Origin of the sequence: Streptomyces lienomycini, assembly GCF_027947595.1 — a bacterium.
GTDB classification, from domain to species: domain Bacteria; phylum Actinomycetota; class Actinomycetes; order Streptomycetales; family Streptomycetaceae; genus Streptomyces; species Streptomyces lienomycini.
On the sequence record NZ_CP116257.1, the window covers coordinates 3,523,143 to 3,539,460 of the forward strand.

Below are 16,318 nucleotides of genomic sequence, written 5' to 3' on the forward strand. Positions count from 1 at the left end.
CACACGTCCGGGATCAGTCGGACACGTCGACGCCGTAGCTCCGGGCGAGGGCGCCGAGGCCGTGGTCGTAGCCCTGGCCGACCGCCCGCAGCCGCCAGCTCTGCCCGCGCCGGTAGATCTCCGCCAGCAGCATCGTCCGCTCGGTGGTGGCCGCGTCCAGCGTGGCCTGGGCGAGGGCGGCCGCGCTGGTGCCGGGGCCGGAGGCGATGTGCAGGGCACCCACGTCGCCGAAGGCCGGGGAGCCGTCGATCGCGGCGGCGACGACGACCTTGCGGGCCGAGGACGGCAGCGTGGCCAGGTCCACGCTGACGGTCTGCTCGGTCGGGCCGTCGCTCAGCAGCCGCACGGTGCCGCCCGGGTTCTCCGGGGCACCGTAGAAGACGAAGTCCTCGTCGAAGGAGACCTGTTCGTCCTCGTCCAGCACGAACGCCACCACATCGATCTCGCACGCCGTCTGCTGCGCCCAGGACGCGGTGACCGTCCAGCGGTGCGCCCGTTCGCGCCTCGTCGGCAGGGGCAGGTCGACGACGCCACCGCGCGGCAGCACATGGGCGGCCGCGCGCCTGCCCTTTGCCCCGGGCGCCTCGGTGACCACCGGGGCGACCAGCCACGCGGCGTCGTGCGTGGGCAGGAGCAGCGAGGTGATCCGGGGCAGTCGGCGATCCGCGTGGCCGCCGTCGAGGACGACCACGTCGGTGACGCCGGCGGAGAGGTTGACGGCCGCGGCCCCGCCGAGTTCGACGACGCGGGTGCGGGCGGCCACCGCGTCGGGGTGGGTGCCGCCGAGCACGAGGACCCGCCGCCCGGAGAGCGGCCCGCGCGGCTTCGCGGAGCGCTTCCTGCCGGACGCCGGACCGGCGGCGGCCTCGCCGGGCTCCGGTTCGCGTGGCGTCGGCACGGCCGGCAGCCCGGGGAGGGCGCCGTCGCGGGCTCCGGGGCCATGACCGCCTCCGCGGCCGTCGCGGGCTCCGAGGCCGTGACCGGCTCCGCGGCCGGCACGGGATCCGGAGCCGACACGGGGCGCGGCGTCGGCACGCGGTCCGGGGCCGCCGCCCCCTCGTGCGAGATGCCGGGACGCACATCGCCGAGCAGGCGCAGGAAGGCCGACTCGTCGATCACCGGCACGCCCTCCGCGCGCGCCCGGCGTGCCTTGCCCGAGCCCGCGGCCGGCTCGTTGGTGACCAGGGCGCTGGTGTGCCTGCTGACCGAGGTCATCATGTTGAGCCCCGCCGCGACGCCCCGCAGCACGAGGTCCGCCCGGGCGGTTCGCGTCTCGCCGGTGACGGCGACCTTCATGCCCTGCACCAGCGGCCCGCCCGGGGCGAGCCGTCCCGGGTTGCGGAAGGCGCACGGTGTCTTCGGCGGCAGCGGCGCGAACCGCGGGTCCTGCCGCGGCGGGCACGCCACCAGCGGCAGCGGCAGGTCGAGTTGCGCCGCCTCCCGCAGCGAAGCGCGCAACACCCCCGCCAGCACCCGGGTGTCGTCCAGCGCGTCGTGCGCCTTGACCTGGCGTACGCCGTAGTGCGCGGCGAGCGTGCCGAGCCTCAGGTCGTCGGTCGGCGGGTCGACGCGGCGGTTCAGCGCCAGGGTGCACAGCCGCCTGGCCACGGGCAGCCGCAGTCCCGCCCTCGCGAACTCGTGGGCGAGGAAGTCGTAGTCGAACTGGGCGTTGTGGGCGACCAGCACCCGGCCCTCCAGCAGCGCGCCGACGCGCTCCGCCACCTGCTCGAAGACCGGCGCCCCGTGCAGCCGCTCGGCCGTCAGTCCGTGCACGTGTACCGGCCCCGGATCGCAGCCGGGGTCGAGCAGGGTCGAGAACTCCCCGGTCTGCCGGCCGTCCGGGTCGAGGGTCACCACGGCCACGGACAGCACCCGGTCACGGCGCGGTACGAGACCGGAGGTCTCCACGTCGACCAACGCCCAATCGAGGGCGTAGTCGCGCAGGTCGGACAGATCGGAGGCGGCAGACGCGAGAGGCATGGAGAAAGGATGGAGGTATGTCCACAACTCCTTCAACTCGAACGACGACTTCGGTGGCGATTGCTCCCGGTTTATGACGACCCCGCCCCGCGCCGCTCGGCGCCCGGACACCCTGGCACACTGCGAGCGTGCCATCCGCCCCACCCCAGGAGGACTTCGTGAGCGTCGAGCGACTGCCGGACCGGCTGGCCGGACATCAGCGAGGGTTCGAGAAGCGCTTCGCCGAGTACTTCGACTCGCTCGAGGCGACGCTGGACGTGCCGGCGTTCAGCAGGTTCACACCGGAGTGTCTGGAACTGCTGCGCGCGTTGTCGATGCGGGGCGGCAAACGGATGCGGGTGGTGCTGCTGTACGAGGCCGCCCGTCTGGTGACCGAGGCACCCGTCGAAGGGCTGGACGCCGCCGCGCTGAGCGTCGAACTGCTCCAGACCCACGGCCTGGTGCACGACGACCTCATCGACGACAGCGCCACCCGCCGGGGCGGCCCCACCACCTACTACGCCTACCGGGAACGGTTCCCCGAGCATCCGCGGGCGGCACTCGGACTCACCGTGCTCGCGGGCGACCTCGCGCTCGCCCTGAGCCTGCGGGTGCTGCTGGACGCCGGGCTGCCGGCCGCGGTGCGGCAGGCCATGGTCGAGGTCCAGACGCGGGCCGCGGCCGACACCTTCGTGGGGCAGATCGTCGACCTGGAACGGGACTTCACCGACACCCCGCCGGGCGACGCCGTCCTGCACGCCGTCGCCGACCACAAGACCGCCCGCTACTCCGTCCTCGCGCCCATGCGCCTGGGACTACTGGCCGCCGGTGAGCAACCGGGAGCACACGAGGCCGAGTTGAGCGACTACGCACGCCTGATCGGCATCTGCGGACAGATGCGCGACGACTACCTGGACCTGTTCGGCGACGCGGAGGCGATGGGGAAGCCGACCGGCACCGACATCCGCGAGGGCAGGCACACGTACACCGTCGTCCGCCTGCTGTCCGCCGTGAACGGGGCCGAGCGGGCCTTCGTGAAGGAGGCCCTGGGCCATCGCGCCTGCACGCAGGAGACCATCGCCGAGATCCGCGCGATCGGTGAACGTGCCGGTGTCCCCGACCGGATGCGCGCCGAGATGCGGCAGTACGCCGAGCAGGCCCGCCAGGTGGCGGCCCGTTGGCGGCCCCGGTGGCGCGAGGACGCCGTCGCCTTCTTCGAGCTGCTGCCGCGCTGGAGCGTCGAGCGGTCCCGCTGATCCGGTCACACGGCGGCCGGCACGAGGCCCCCGGGCTCGTGCGCACGGCTCAGCAGACGCGCCGCCGCACCGTCGAGCAGCCGCCGCAGGACCGCCGTGTCGGGGGCGAGGGCACTGAACAGCGTCCCCCCGCCGGGCAGCTCCATGAGGGCCGTGTCGGCTGCGGGGAACGCGGCGGCGGCGGTCTCGTCGGGCACCGGGCGGCCGGGGTCCACGACCAGCAGAGTCCCGGCCGCGGCCCGTCCCGCGGTGACGGCCGGGCCGTCCCATCCGGGCGCTGCCGGACCCGCGCCGAGTTCCTGGTCGTAGAGCGGGCCGCCCCCGGTCTCGACGCGAACCCGCTGGCGGAACCCGCCGCAGGGCTCGCCGTGCCGGCCGAACAGCACTTCCTCACGCAGGACGAGCCGGGCACCCGGCTCCAGCACCACCCGGGTGTCCGTGACGTGCCGGCAGCCCCGGGCGGCGATCACCAGCTCCGGGAGCCAGGCCAGGGCGGCGCCCGCACCCACGTGGATGCGGACGTCCAGGCGCGACCGGCCGCCGTAGGTTCCCGGCAGCAGGAGGGTGGTGGCGATCTCGCCCAGTACGAGAGCGCTGCCGGGTCCCACCCGGACCTCCAGGCGCAGCCGGTCGCCGCCGAGCGGCCCCGCCGCGCCGGCCGCGAGGTGGACGCGGGCGGGATCGGTCGTGCGGCCGACCCAGGCCGTGGCCGGGGTGTCGGCGAGCGGTGCCGTCGCCCGCAGCATCAGCGGCCACCCCGAGCGCAGCACCGAGATCCTGGTGCGGGGCCGTCCCGGCCCGCCTCCGGCGAGTTCGGTGGCCAGCCGGGCGGATGCCTCGGTCATCGCACGCTCCTCAGCCGCCGTCGGCCAGTCGTTCGCGCACCCAGGCGGTGACCCCGCCCGCCGAGGGGTCCTCGACGAGGGACAGGAAGCACACGGGCAGGTCGTCGCGTTTGGCCTTGGCGTCACGGGCCATCACCGACAGATCGGCGTCCACCTGACCGGCGAGGTCCGTCTTGTTGACGACCAGCAGGTCCGACGCGGTCACCCCGGGCCCGCCCTTGCGGGGCACCTTGTCGCCGCCGGAGACGTCGATCACGAAGATCTGGTGGTGGATCAGACCGTGGCTGAAGGTGGCGGTGAGGTTGTCCCCGCCGCTCTCGATCAGGATCAGGTCCAGTGGCGGCAGGCTCCGCTCCAGGTCCTCGACGGCTTCGAGGTTGGCGGAGATGTCGTCCCGGATCGCGGTGTGCGGGCAGCATCCGGTCTCGACCGCCCGGACGCGCTCGGCGGGCAGCACCCCGTTGCGCAGCAGGAAGTCGGCGTCCTCGGTGGTGTAGATGTCGTTGGTGACGACGGCCAGTTGCAGCTCGTCGGCCAGCGACCGGCACAGCGCCGCGACCAACGCGGTCTTGCCGGACCCCACCGGACCGCCGAGGCCGATCCGCAGCGGCCGCCCCGGAGTCCGGGCGAGGCGGCCCGGGGCGGGGGCCGGGTGCGGGTGCTCGTGTGTGTGCTCTTCCTCGGGATCGTGTCGGTCAGGACGCAAAGAGACGCACCTCCCAGGTGGCGTGCAGTTCGGCTGAGATGTCCAGCGACGGGGCGCCGTACGCGGGCAGTTCGGCGGCGGGCGCGTCGGCGTGGCCGGTGGCCGCGGCGGCCAGTCGGTCGAGGTCGGACGCCAACCGGGCGAGGACGGCGTGCACGGCGAAGGGGTCGAGCCCCAGCAGCCGCACCGCCGCCGTGGCCGGGCCGGTCGCGGCGTCGTGCAGCGCGGCCGCCGCCGCCGCGTAGGGGCCGAGCCTCAGCGCCCCGGCCGCCGCGCCCAGGGCGACGGGCTGGTGCGGGCCGCCCGGCAGCGCGGCGGCGAGCGCGTCCAGCCCGGGATGGGGGCCGATCGCCCGGGCCGTGCGCAGCAGTTGCCGGCCGAGCTTGCGGGAGGTGGCACGCAACGCCGGAGCCGGGGTGCGCGCCTCGAACTCGGTGTCGAGCGCGCCGAGCCGGCCCTCCCCGACCACCCCGGTCTCCGCTTCCGGCAGCCCGCCGAAGGACCCCGTCTCGGCTTCCGGCAGCCCGCCGAACGCCGCGCAGGCCGCGGCGGCGAAGGCGGCCGCGGTGGCCCCGCTGGTGGCGACCCGGCCGCGCAGGAACGCCTCCAGCGTGCCGGGATCCGACACGCGCCCCGCCACGACCGCCGCCTCCAGTCCGCCGGAGTGGGCGTGACCGCCCGCGGGGAAGCGCCCGTCCGCCAGCATCAGCAGGGCGGCGGTCCCGGCAGCTGGGTCGACGGTCCCGGCAGCTGGGTCGACGGGCCCGGTCAAAACAGGAAGTAACGGTGGTTCATCGGCAGTTCGGTCGCCGGCTCGTGGTCGACCACCTCCCCGTCGATGCGTACGGTGAACGTGTCCGGGTCGACCTCGATGTCCGGCAGCGCGTCGTTCTGCGGCAGGTCGGCCTTGGTCCGGCGGCGGGTGTTCTCCACCGGGACGAGTCTGCGGTCGAGCCCGAGCCGGTCCGCCAGGCCGTCCTCGATCGCGGCCGGCGCCACGAACGCCACGCTCGTCGCTCCGGCGGCCCTGGTGTGGACGTTGTAGCCCAGCCTCGGCAGCACCGGCTGCGGAGTGGGCACGGCGGCGTTGGGGTCGCCGAGCAGTGCCATCGCCGCCATGCCCGACTTGTAGACCGCCGTCGGCCGCACCCCGAACAGTGCGGGCTCCCACAGGACGAGGTCGGCGAGCTTGCCCGGCTCGACGGAACCGACCTCGCGTTCGAGACCGTGGATCGTCGCGGGGACGATCGTGTACTTGGCGACGTAGCGGCGGGCGCGGTGGTTGTCCGCCCGGCCGTCACCGGGGAGGGGACCGCGCAGCCTCTTCATCACGTGGGCGGTCTGCCAGGTCCGCCGCACCACCTCGCCGAGCCGGCCCATCGCCTGGGCGTCGGAGGTCATCGCCGAGATGGCGCCCATGTCCTGGAGGATGTCCTCCGCCGCCATCGTGGACGCCCGCACCCGGCTCTCGGCGAAGGCGAGTTCGGCCGGGATGTTCGGGTTCAGGTGATGGGCGATCAGGCAGATGTCGAGCTGTTCGTCGGCCGTGTTGACGGTGAAGGGCCGGGTCGGCGTGGTCGAGGACGGCAGGACGCAGGACTCGCCCGCGATCCGGATGATGTCCGGCGCGTGGCCGCCGCCGGCGCCCTCGGTGTGGAAGGCGTGAAACGTGCGGCCGTCGACCGCGCGCAGCATGTCCTCGACGAACCCGGCCTCGTTGAGGGTGTCGCTGTGGATCGCGACCTGGACCCCGGCCGCGTCGGCGACGCGCAGCGTGGTGTCGATGACGGCCGGAGTGGCGCCCCAGTCCTCATGGACCTTGAAGCCGCCCATGCCCGAGCGCAGTTGCTCCCACAGGGACTCCTCGTTGACCGTGCTGCCCCGGCCCAGGAAGAGCACGTTGACCGGCCACGGATCGAACCCCTCCAGCATCCGTTCCATCCACCAGCCGCCCGGCGTGGCCAGGGCCGCCTTCGACCCGTCGGTCGGCCCCGTGCCACCACCCACCAGGGTCGTGGTGCCGGCCTCCAGGGCGACGATCGACATGTCGGGAGACACGAAGTGGACATGGGTGTCCACCGTGCCGGCCGTCAGGATCAGCCCGCTGCCGTTGACCATCTCGGTGCAGGGCCCGATGACCAGGTCCGGATGGACCCCGTCCATGATGTCGGGGTTGCCGCACTTGCCGAGCGCGACGATCCGCCCGTCGCGGATCCCCACGTCGGTCTTCACCACACCCCAGTGGTCGAGCACCACGACGCCGCCGATCACCAGGTCCGGGGTTCCCTCGGCCCGGGTGGCGTGCGACTGCCCCTGCGACTCGCGTCCGGACTTGCCGCCGCCGAAGACGGTCTCGTCGCCGCCGACACACCGGTCCTCCTCGACCTCGATGAGGATGTCGGTGTCGGCGAGCCGGATCCGGTCGCCCTTGGTGGGCCCGAGCGAGGCGACGTAGTCGCGCCGGTCGATCTCAGCCATCGAGGGCTCCTCCGCACGCGCCGCGCAGCCCGCGCACGATGCGCCGGCCACCGAGTGGAACGAGCTCGACCTCGACGGTGGCGCCCGGGTCGAAGCGCCGCATCCCACCGGCCAGGATGTTCAGCCGGTGCCCCCAGGCACGGTCACGGTCGAAGCTCAGCGCCGGGTTGACCTCGGCGAAGTGGTAGTGCGAACCGACGCTGACCGGGCGGTCCGCCGTGTTGAGGACCGAGACACTGATCACCGGACGGCCCGCGTTGATGGTCACCGGCCCGGGACCGTAGATGATCTGGCCCGGCGCCCCGGGCTCGTCGGCCGACTCCGCGCCGGGCTGCACCAACCCGGTCGACTCCCCCTTGCCCGACCCCGGAACGAGGGACTTGCCGCTGCCCGGACGCCGCTGCCGCTCGCTCACTGGATCGGCCCCTGCACCGCGATCAGCTTCGTGCCGTCCAGGAAGGTCGCCTCGACCTGGACCTGGGCGAGCATGTCGGCCACCCCGTCCATCACCTCGTCCCGGCGCAGCACGTTCCGGCCCGCGTCCTGGAGGTCCGCCTTGGTCCGTCCGTCGCGGGCCCCTTCGAGAAGGAAGGAGGAGATGATCGCCGTGGCCTCCGGGAGGTTGAGCTTGAGACCCCGCTCCCGGCGTTCCTCGGCGAGTCTGGCCGCCGTGTAGATCATCAGTCGCTCCCGCTCCTGAAGACTGAGCAGCATCACCGTCTCCGCTCTGTCCGCGCCGGTCGGCACGGACCGGCGGTTGCGTGTACCGGGAGCCAGCCTGGCACGGAGGCCGACGGAGGGAGGGGTGATGTTGCGCCACTGGGGGACTCCGCGGCGTGCGGACCGCCCGACACCTGTTCCCCACATCACTCAAAGGGGCATTCGGGATCTTCTGCCGCCCGCGTCCGGTCATGCTCTGACCGGACGCGCCGTCGACCAGGCGCGTTCGTGGCCACGTGAATTCCTGGGGAGAAGCATGACGGACTCGACACACCGGGGGCCGGGAGAGGACGACCGGGCCGTGCTGCTGGTCGCCGGACTGGCCGACCTGGCGGTGAGCGCGATCGGCTCGGCGGCGGGCGGGCTGCGGGGGCTCCTCGGCCGCTCGGACACCACCGACCTGGTGCGGGAGGCGGAACAGGATCTCCAGGCCCGGGGCAGGCTGGCCCTGGACCGGTACGCGCACGTGCCTCCGGCCCACCTGGAGGTCCTCGCGCAGCACGTGAAGGCACGCCGCGCAGCCGACGACGGCGATGTCTGACCGCTGGGACCAGGCCGACCTCAAGGCCCGCGTCGACCGCGTCCTGCGGAGCTTCCTCGACGAGGAGGCCGGACACCTGTCGGCGGTCGACGAAGCCCTCGCGCCCCTGGCCGGCCAACTGCGGACGGCCGCCGGACACGGCAAACGGCTGCGTGCGGCCTTCTGCTACTGGGGGTGGCGGGCGGCAGGGCAACCCGAGAGCGACGCGCTCGTACGGGCGGCGGCCTCCATGGAACTGGTGCACGCCGCCGCGATCGTCCACGACGACCTCATCGACGACAGCCGCCTGCGCCACGGCCTGCCCACCGCCCACGTCGCCCTGGAAGCCGTACTCGCCCGGGACGGCCGCCCCGACGCCGCGACGGCGGCGCGGTCCCTGGCCATGCTGGTGGGCGACCACCTCATGGTCCTCGCGGGCCGCCTGTTCACCACCAGCGGCCTGCCCGCCGCCTACCTCGCCCGCGCCCGCGACCTGTGGGCGGCCCTCGCCCGTGAACTCATCGCCGGCGAGTGCCTGGAGATCCTGCACACCGGTGGACCTCCGGACACCGACACCTCCCTGAAGGTCGTCCGCTACAAGACCGCCAAGTACACCGTCGAGCACCCCCTGCTCATCGGCGGCCTGCTGGCCGGCGCCGCCCCCGCACTGCGGGACACCTACCGGGCCTACGGACTGCCGCTCGGCGAGGCCTTCCAACTCCGCGACGACCTGCTCGGCCTGTTCGGGGAGCAGGAACGCACCGGGAAGGCGGGCCTGGACGACCTGCGCGCCCACCGGCCCACCGCACTGCTCGCCGAGACCTGGAAGGCCGCCGACGCGTCCCAACGGGAGTGGCTGCGGCGCCTGCTGGGCCGTGGTGACCTGGACACGACCCACCTGCACGACGTGCGCCGCCTCATGCGTGAGCTGAAGGCACCGCAACGGGTCGAGCAGATGATCGCCGACCGCGTGGAGCGGGCCACCCGCGCCCTGGACGCCCCCGGGACGCCACCGCACGCGCGCCGGGCGCTGCGCGAACTCGCCCAGCAGGCCACCGACCGCATCCACTGACCGTGTCCACTGACGAGGAGACCGCGATGAACCACACCGACAAGTCGATGGACGCCCTGCGCCGCAGCGGTGACGAACTGGCCGACGCGGTCGTCGCCACCCTGTTCGAGCGCGGTGAGGTCGGCACCTTCAACTCCCTGATGCGCCACGTCTCCACCGCGGGGCAGCGACTCCCGGACGGTCTCCCCGGCGTCGCCCGGGAGTACCTGCGGGTCACCGGCACCCCGCCGGGCTGGGTGGACTGGGACGAGATGGAGAGGGCCCGCCTGTTCTTCATCGACAACAACGTGCACATCTCCACCGCGCTGTCGTTCGCGTCCATGCCCGCCTGCTACGTCGTCCCGCACGTGGCCCGGCTCCTGTCGGCCACCCACGGGCTGAACTACCCCTCCAAACGGATGGCGGAGACCGGTCAGTTCACCGTCTACCTCATGCGCCCCGACGCCTTCGAGGCCGGCGGGCGCTTCATCCCGGCCGCCCAGAAGGTGCGCCTGCTGCACGCCGCCATCCGCCACCACCTGAAGCGGGAGGACCGCTGGGACACCGAGGCCCTCGGCGTGCCGATCTGCCAGGAGGACATGATCGGCGGGCAGATGTTCTTCTCCCTGCTCGTCCTGGACAGCCTGCACCGACTCGGCATCCACATGTCCGCGGAGGGCGCGGACGCCTACTACTACGCCTGGCGCGTGGTCGGTGCCATGCTCGGCGTCGACCAGACGGCCGTCCCCGCCACGCTCGACGAGGCACGCCGGTTCCTCGACCTGTACATGCTGCGTCACATGGGCCCCTCCGAGGAGGGCGCCCACCTGACGAGGCAGCTGATCGACCTGTACGAGGAAGTCGTCCCCGGCACCCTCTTCGACCCGGTCGTCTCCGCGCTGATCCGCCACCTCGTCGGCGACACGTGCGCCGACTGGCTGGACGTACCCCGCAGCGGCTGGGACACCCTGGTCAAGGCCGCCCCGCACCTCCTCGGCGTCCTGGAGACCATCGAGGACCGCTCACCGCTGGGCGCGTGGGCCCTGGACCGGCTCGGCCACCTCACCACGGCCCTCGAACTGTCCTCCCTCACCCGCGGACGCGTCATGCACTACGCCATCCCCGAGCAACTGAGGAAGGAGTACGGCGTCTCCGGCGCCGCCCGCACCCGCCGCTGGACCCCGCCGCCCGCGACCGTCTCCTGAACCACCGCACGTCCCGACCGGACGGCCCCGCCGCTCACCACGCCCGATTGTCAGTGGCACCTTCTACGGTTCTTTCAGTGGAACCCGCGGAACACGCCGCGGGACCCGACCGGGGAGAGGTCTGCCATGTCGAGGACGTACCTGGAGCTGTCGCAGGACGACGGGAGCGCGCACAAGTTCTACGAAGTCACCGTCCAGGGACAGGTCGTGACGGTGCGCTACGGCCGGATCGGCGCCGCCGGGCAGACCCAGACGTCGACCTTCCCCACCCTCCAGAAGGCCGAGGCCGCGGCGGCCAAGAAGATAGGCGAGAAGATCCGCAAGGGCTACGCACCCGCCGTCCAGGGACAGCGCGCGCCCCGCGCGGTCACCCGGCGGCAGGTGGCCTCCGCGCCCTCCACGGCCCGCGCGGTCGCCCCCGTCCTGTGGCGGTTCCGCACCGGCTCCGCGGCGTTCGGCATCCACATCGACGAGGACCGCTGCTGGGTGGGCAACCAGGCGGGTGACGTCTACACCCTCGCCCACGGCGGCGAGGTCCTCGCCCGCTACCAGCTGCCGGACGGCGTCAAGTGCCTGGTCGCCGACGACTTCTGGATCTACGCCGGCTGCGACGACGGCCGGGTGTACGACCTGTCGTCCAAACTGCCGTTCGCCGCCTACGACATCGCGTCCGACGTGGACATCTTCTGGCTCGACATCCACGAGGGCGTGCTGAACGTCGCGGACCGCGCCGGACGCCTCACCGTCATCGACCACGAGGACGAGCACCAGTGGGCGCGCGGCGGGCGCGGCGAACACGCCTGGATGGTGCGCGCCGACGACCGCGCCGTCTACCACGGGCACACCCGCGGTGTGACGGCCCATGCCCCGGACGGCGGCGCCGAGTTGTGGCACACGCCCACCCAGGGCGCCGTGCTCTTCGGCTGGCAGGAGGACGACGCCGTGTACGCCGGAACCGCGCGTCACACGGTCCAGCGGCTGTCCAAGGCCACCGGCGCCGTCGAGGCGACGTACCACTGCGACAGTCCGGTGTACTCGTGCGCCACCTCACCCGGCGGCCGGTTCGTCTTCGCCGGGGACTCCGCCTCCTCGGTGTACTGCTTCGACCGGGACGGCACCCGGCTGTGGAAGCTCGGCACGGGCGGCGGCTCCGCACTGTCCATGCAGTACCGCGACGACCGGCTCTTCCTCGTCACCACCGACGGCTCCCTGGTGTGCGTGGACGCGAGCGAGACGGCGGTCACGGCCGCGCAGCAGGGCTCGGTGCCCGTCGCCCGCGACGTCAAGCTCGCCGCCACCCTCCCGACGTACGCGCCCGCCACCGCGGTCGCCTCCGTGACGACCGTGACCGCCGCGCCCGCGGGCTCCGTCGTCGTCGAGTGCGTCCAGGAGCACGGCCGCACCCGGATCCACGTGGTGTCGCAGGGGTACGACCACTCGTGGAACGTCCAGTTCCCGAGGGCGATCCGGGAACCGGGCGCCCGCTACGTGGTCGACGCGCTGCACGCCGCGTCGGGCGGCTTCTACCGGGTGCGCGGCGACATCAGGCGCCTCCGGTGACGGGGGAGCGGCGTCGGCGTCGGGCGGGGGAGACCGCGACTCAGGAGGCGGTGCGCAGCGCCCGGTTGCGGCGCACGGAGGACCAGAAGGAGGCGCCGATCAGGACCACGCCGACCAGACCGGTGATGATCTCGTTGATCTCGTACCGGATGGTGACCAGCAGGATGACCGACAGGGCGCCGATGGCGTAGTGGGCGCCGTGCTCCAGGTAGACGTAGTCGTCGAGGGTGCCCTGGCGCACGAGGTACACGGTCAGGGAACGGACGTACATCGCGCCGATCCCGAGACCGAGGGCCATCAGGACGATGTCGTTGGTGATGGCGAACGCGCCGATGACACCGTCGAAGGAGAACGACGCGTCCAGGACCTCCAGGTAGAGGAACATGAAGAACGCGGCCTTGCCCGCCAGCACGACCGGGGAGTCCCGCCTCCCCGCGCGCTGCGCCGCCTCCTGAGCCTCGTGCTCCCGCTCCTCCTCGTCCTGGAGCCTCTGCTCGAAGAAACCGGAGAGACCGCCCACGACCAGATAGGTGATCAGACCGGCGACGCCCGCCAGCAGGACCGTCTCCGCCTTGTCCGCGTGCGTGCCGCCGTGCTGGTGGGCGTGGGCGCCGAACGTCATCGACGAGACGAGCAGCACGATCAGGGCGATGCAGACCGACAGCATGTCCACGCTGCCGAGCTTCGCCAGCGGACGCTCCAGCCACCCCAGCCACTTGATCTCCCGGTCCTCGAAGACGAAGTCCAGGAAGATCATCAGCAGGAACATCCCACCGAAGGCGGCGATCGACGGGTGGGCGTCCGTCACCAGTTCCTGATAGCGGTCCTTGTCGGTGAGCGCGAGATGCACCGCGTTCCACGGACTGAGCCGGGCACTGATCGCCACGATCACCACCGGGAAGACCAGCCGCATGCCGAACACCGCGATCACGATGCCGACGGTGAGGAAGATCTTCTGCCAGAAGGCGTTCATCTTCTTCAGGATCCCGGCGTTGATCACCGCGTTGTCGAAGGACAGCGAGATCTCCAGGACGGTGAGGATCGCCACGATGCCCAGAGCGGCCCAGCCGTCGTAGAGCACGCCCGCGGCCAGCCCGAGGGCGGTCACGGCGAAAGCCCAGCGGAACGTCTTCAGAAGCACCGGCCACTCATTCCTGTCGTCGCGCTGTAAGGGGGCGGCATCCCATGCCAGTGCCCACCACGCACGTTGTCTACCACGCTGGAGTTGCTCGTTTCCTTGAGTCGTTCGTGTCCCGGGGAGTAGGTTCGCCGCCATGACGGCATCCCGGCACTCCCGGAATCCGGCCACCGCCGGCGAGCTGCGCCGGGCGGGACTGCGGGTGACCGCCGCCCGCGTGGCACTGCTCGAGACCGTACGGGAGGGAGACCACCTCGACGCCGAGGCCCTCACGGCCGGAGTGCGCCGACGCGTCGGGCACGTCTCCCTCCAGGCCGTGTACGACGCCCTGCACGCCCTCACCGCGGCACGCCTGGTGCGCCGTATCGAACCGCCCGGCAGCCCCGCACGGTTCGAGGGGCGGGTCGGTGACAACCACCACCACGTCCTGTGCCGCTCCTGCGGCGCACTCGCCGACGTCGACTGCTCCGTCGGCGACGCGCCCTGCCTGACCGCCTCCGACGACCACGGCTTCGTGATAGACGAGGCCGAGGTCATCTACCGGGGCCTGTGCCCCGACTGCTCCACCCCCGGCAGTTCCCCAGCACCATGATCCGCCCCGTTCGGAAGGATTCCCATGTCCGAGAACCACGACGCCATCGTGACCGACGCCAAGACCGAGGAGGCGGGCGGCTGCCCGGTGGCCCACGGACGCGCCCCGCACCCCACGCAGGGCGGCGGAAACCGCCAGTGGTGGCCGGAGCGGCTCAACCTGAAGATCCTCGCCGCGAACCCGGCCGTCGCCAACCCGCTGGGTGAGGAGTTCGACTACGCCGAGGCCTTCGCCGCCCTCGACCTGCCCGCCGTGAAGCGGGACATCGCCGAGGTGCTGACCACCTCGCAGGACTGGTGGCCCGCCGACTTCGGCAACTACGGACCGCTGATGATCCGGATGGCCTGGCACAGCGCCGGCACCTACCGCATCAGCGACGGCCGCGGCGGCGCCGGAGCCGGCCAGCAGCGCTTCGCCCCGCTCAACAGCTGGCCGGACAACGGCAACCTCGACAAGGCCCGCCGCCTGCTGTGGCCGGTCAAGAAGAAGTACGGCCAGAACCTCTCCTGGGCCGACCTGCTCGTCCTCACCGGCAACGTCGCCCTGGAGACGATGGGCTTCGAGACCTTCGGCTTCGCCGGTGGCCGCGCCGACGTCTGGGAGGCCGAGGAGGACGTCTACTGGGGCCCCGAGACCACCTGGCTCGACGACCGGCGCTACACCGGCGACCGCGAGCTGGAGAACCCGCTCGGCGCCGTCCAGATGGGCCTGATCTACGTCAACCCGGAGGGCCCGAACGGCAACCCGGACCCGATCGCCGCCGCCCGCGACATCCGCGAGACGTTCCGCCGCATGGCGATGAACGACGAGGAGACCGTCGCGCTCATCGCCGGTGGTCACACCTTCGGCAAGACCCACGGCGCGGGACCGGCCGACGCCGTCGGCGACGACCCCGAGGCCGCCGCCATGGAGCAGATGGGCCTGGGCTGGAAGAGCACCCACGGCACGGGCCGGGGCGGCGACGCCATCACCTCCGGTCTGGAGGTCACCTGGACCAGCACGCCCACCCGGTGGGGCAACGGGTTCTTCAAGAACCTCTTCGAGTTCGAGTACGAGCTGGAACAGAGCCCGGCCGGCGCCAACCAGTGGGTGGCCAAGGACGCCCCGGAGATCATCCCCGACGCGCACGACCCGTCGAAGAAGCACCGTCCGCGGATGCTCACCACCGACCTGTCGCTGCGCCTCGACCCGGTCTACGGGCCGATCTCCCGCCGGTTCTACGAGAACCCGGAGGAGTTCGCCGACGCCTTCGCCCGCGCCTGGTTCAAGCTGACCCACCGTGACATGGGCCCCAAGTCCCTCTACCTCGGCCCGGAGGTCCCCGAGGAGACCCTGCTCTGGCAGGACCCGCTGCCCGAGCCCGAGGGCGAGGCCGTCGACGCCGAGGACGTCGCGACCCTCAAGACCAAGCTCCTGGAGTCCGGCCTCTCCGTCTCGCAGCTCGTGTCCACCGCCTGGGCCTCGGCGTCCACCTTCCGCGGCAGCGACAAGCGCGGCGGCGCCGACGGCGCCCGCATCCGCCTGGAGCCGCAGCGCGGCTGGGAGGTCAACGAGCCCGACGAGCTGGCCCAGGTCCTGCGCGTCCTGGAGGGCGTCCAGCGGGAGTTCAACTCCGGGTCCGGCACCCGGAAGGTCTCCCTGGCCGACCTGATCGTCCTGGGCGGTTCCGCCGCCGTCGAGAAGGCCGCCAAGGAAGCCGGCTACCAGGTGGAGGTCCCCTTCGCCGCCGGTCGCGTCGACGCGACGCAGGAGCACACCGACGCCGAGTCCTTCGAGGCGCTCGAGCCGACGGCCGACGGGTTCCGCAACCACCACGGCAAGGGCAACCGCCTGCCGGCCGAGTTCCTGCTGCTCGACCGGGCGAACCTGCTCACCCTGACCGCCCCCGAGATGACCGTCCTGGTCGGTGGCCTGCGCGTCCTGGGCGCCAACCACCGGCAGTCCCAGCTCGGCGTCCTCACCACCACCCCCGGCTCGCTCACCAACGACTTCTTCGTCAACCTGCTCGACCTGGGCACCACGTGGAAGGCGACGTCCGAGGACCAGACCACCTTCGAGGGCCGTGACGCGGCCACGGGCGAGGTCAGGTGGGCCGGCAGCCGCGCCGACCTGGTCTTCGGCTCGAACGCCGAGCTGCGGGCGCTCGCCGAGGTCTACGCGAGCGACGACGCCAAGGAGAAGTTCGTGCACGACTTCGTCGCCGCCTGGGTCAAGGTCATGAACCTCGACCGCTTCGACCTGGCCTGACCGAGCCGCTCCGGGCCGGCCGGTCGCGCACCGGCCGGCCC

The 16,318-nt window shown here is 72.6% G+C and carries 14 protein-coding genes and 1 pseudogene; 7 read left to right on the plus strand and 8 right to left on the minus strand.

Features of this window, described 5'->3' with window-relative positions:
- Positions 1-13: 13 nt before the first annotated feature.
- Positions 14-1,980, minus strand: a pseudogene (locus tag BJ961_RS15995) (DEDDh family exonuclease).
- 158 nt (positions 1,981-2,138) lie between these two features.
- Here BJ961_RS15995 and BJ961_RS16000 point away from each other — a divergent pair.
- A complete protein-coding gene (locus BJ961_RS16000; protein WP_271413501.1) occupies positions 2,139-3,215 on the plus strand; it encodes a polyprenyl synthetase family protein in 1,077 nt (358 codons plus the stop codon).
- A 5-nt stretch (positions 3,216-3,220) separates the two neighbouring features.
- On the opposite strand, the gene BJ961_RS16005 is transcribed toward BJ961_RS16000, so the two are convergent.
- The 6 genes from BJ961_RS16005 to BJ961_RS16030 all read right to left on the minus strand — a co-directional run bounded on the left by BJ961_RS16005 (position 3,221) and on the right by BJ961_RS16030 (position 7,958).
- Complete coding sequence (locus BJ961_RS16005; RefSeq protein WP_271413502.1) at positions 3,221-4,060, minus strand: urease accessory protein UreD; 840 nt, start codon at positions 4,058-4,060, stop codon at positions 3,221-3,223.
- Positions 4,061-4,070: 10 nt separating this feature from the next.
- The gene (gene ureG, locus BJ961_RS16010; protein ID WP_271413503.1) at positions 4,071-4,766 is read right to left on the minus strand and encodes an urease accessory protein UreG; all 696 of its coding nucleotides are present in this window, start codon (positions 4,764-4,766) and stop codon (positions 4,071-4,073) included.
- A complete protein-coding gene (locus BJ961_RS16015; RefSeq protein WP_271417060.1) occupies positions 4,756-5,472 on the minus strand; it encodes an urease accessory protein UreF in 717 nt (238 codons plus the stop codon). The genes ureG and BJ961_RS16015 overlap by 11 nt, the downstream gene beginning before the upstream one ends.
- 62 nt (positions 5,473-5,534) lie before the next feature.
- Positions 5,535-7,244, minus strand: a complete 1,710-nt coding sequence (locus tag BJ961_RS16020; RefSeq protein WP_271413504.1) for an urease subunit alpha — start codon at positions 7,242-7,244, stop codon at positions 5,535-5,537.
- Positions 7,237-7,581 (minus strand): urease subunit beta, encoded by a 345-nt coding sequence (locus BJ961_RS16025; RefSeq protein ID WP_271417061.1) that lies wholly within the window; start codon positions 7,579-7,581, stop codon positions 7,237-7,239. The genes BJ961_RS16020 and BJ961_RS16025 overlap by 8 nt, the downstream gene beginning before the upstream one ends.
- A gap of 74 nt (positions 7,582-7,655) precedes the next feature.
- Complete coding sequence (locus BJ961_RS16030; RefSeq protein ID WP_271413505.1) at positions 7,656-7,958, minus strand: urease subunit gamma; 303 nt, start codon at positions 7,956-7,958, stop codon at positions 7,656-7,658.
- Between the two features lie 262 nt (positions 7,959-8,220).
- On the opposite strand from BJ961_RS16030, the gene BJ961_RS16035 reads away from it, so the two are divergent.
- The 4 genes from BJ961_RS16035 to BJ961_RS16050 all read left to right on the plus strand — a co-directional run bounded on the left by BJ961_RS16035 (position 8,221) and on the right by BJ961_RS16050 (position 12,300).
- Positions 8,221-8,505: a polyprenyl synthetase gene (locus BJ961_RS16035; RefSeq protein WP_271413506.1), complete on the plus strand. Its 285-nt coding sequence runs from the start codon at positions 8,221-8,223 to the stop codon at positions 8,503-8,505.
- Positions 8,498-9,556 (plus strand): polyprenyl synthetase family protein, encoded by a 1,059-nt coding sequence (locus tag BJ961_RS16040; RefSeq protein WP_271413507.1) that lies wholly within the window; start codon positions 8,498-8,500, stop codon positions 9,554-9,556. Before BJ961_RS16035 ends, BJ961_RS16040 begins: the two co-directional genes overlap by 8 nt.
- 26 nt (positions 9,557-9,582) lie before the next feature.
- The gene (locus tag BJ961_RS16045) at positions 9,583-10,740 is read left to right on the plus strand and encodes an oxygenase MpaB family protein (protein ID WP_271417062.1); all 1,158 of its coding nucleotides are present in this window, start codon (positions 9,583-9,585) and stop codon (positions 10,738-10,740) included.
- A 126-nt stretch (positions 10,741-10,866) separates the two neighbouring features.
- Positions 10,867-12,300, plus strand: a complete 1,434-nt coding sequence (locus tag BJ961_RS16050; RefSeq protein ID WP_271413508.1) for a WGR domain-containing protein — start codon at positions 10,867-10,869, stop codon at positions 12,298-12,300.
- A gap of 40 nt (positions 12,301-12,340) precedes the next feature.
- On the opposite strand, the gene BJ961_RS16055 is transcribed toward BJ961_RS16050, so the two are convergent.
- A complete protein-coding gene (locus tag BJ961_RS16055; protein ID WP_271413509.1) occupies positions 12,341-13,441 on the minus strand; it encodes a DUF475 domain-containing protein in 1,101 nt (366 codons plus the stop codon).
- A gap of 133 nt (positions 13,442-13,574) precedes the next feature.
- Here BJ961_RS16055 and BJ961_RS16060 point away from each other — a divergent pair, with 133 nt between their 5' ends.
- Together BJ961_RS16060 and katG are read left to right on the plus strand one after the other, a co-directional pair.
- The gene (locus tag BJ961_RS16060; protein WP_271413510.1) at positions 13,575-14,030 is read left to right on the plus strand and encodes a Fur family transcriptional regulator; all 456 of its coding nucleotides are present in this window, start codon (positions 13,575-13,577) and stop codon (positions 14,028-14,030) included.
- 24 nt (positions 14,031-14,054) lie between these two features.
- On the plus strand, positions 14,055-16,277 hold the full coding sequence (katG, locus tag BJ961_RS16065; RefSeq protein ID WP_271413511.1) for a catalase/peroxidase HPI: 2,223 nt from the start codon (positions 14,055-14,057) through the stop codon (positions 16,275-16,277).
- The last annotated feature ends 41 nt before the right edge of the window (positions 16,278-16,318 follow it).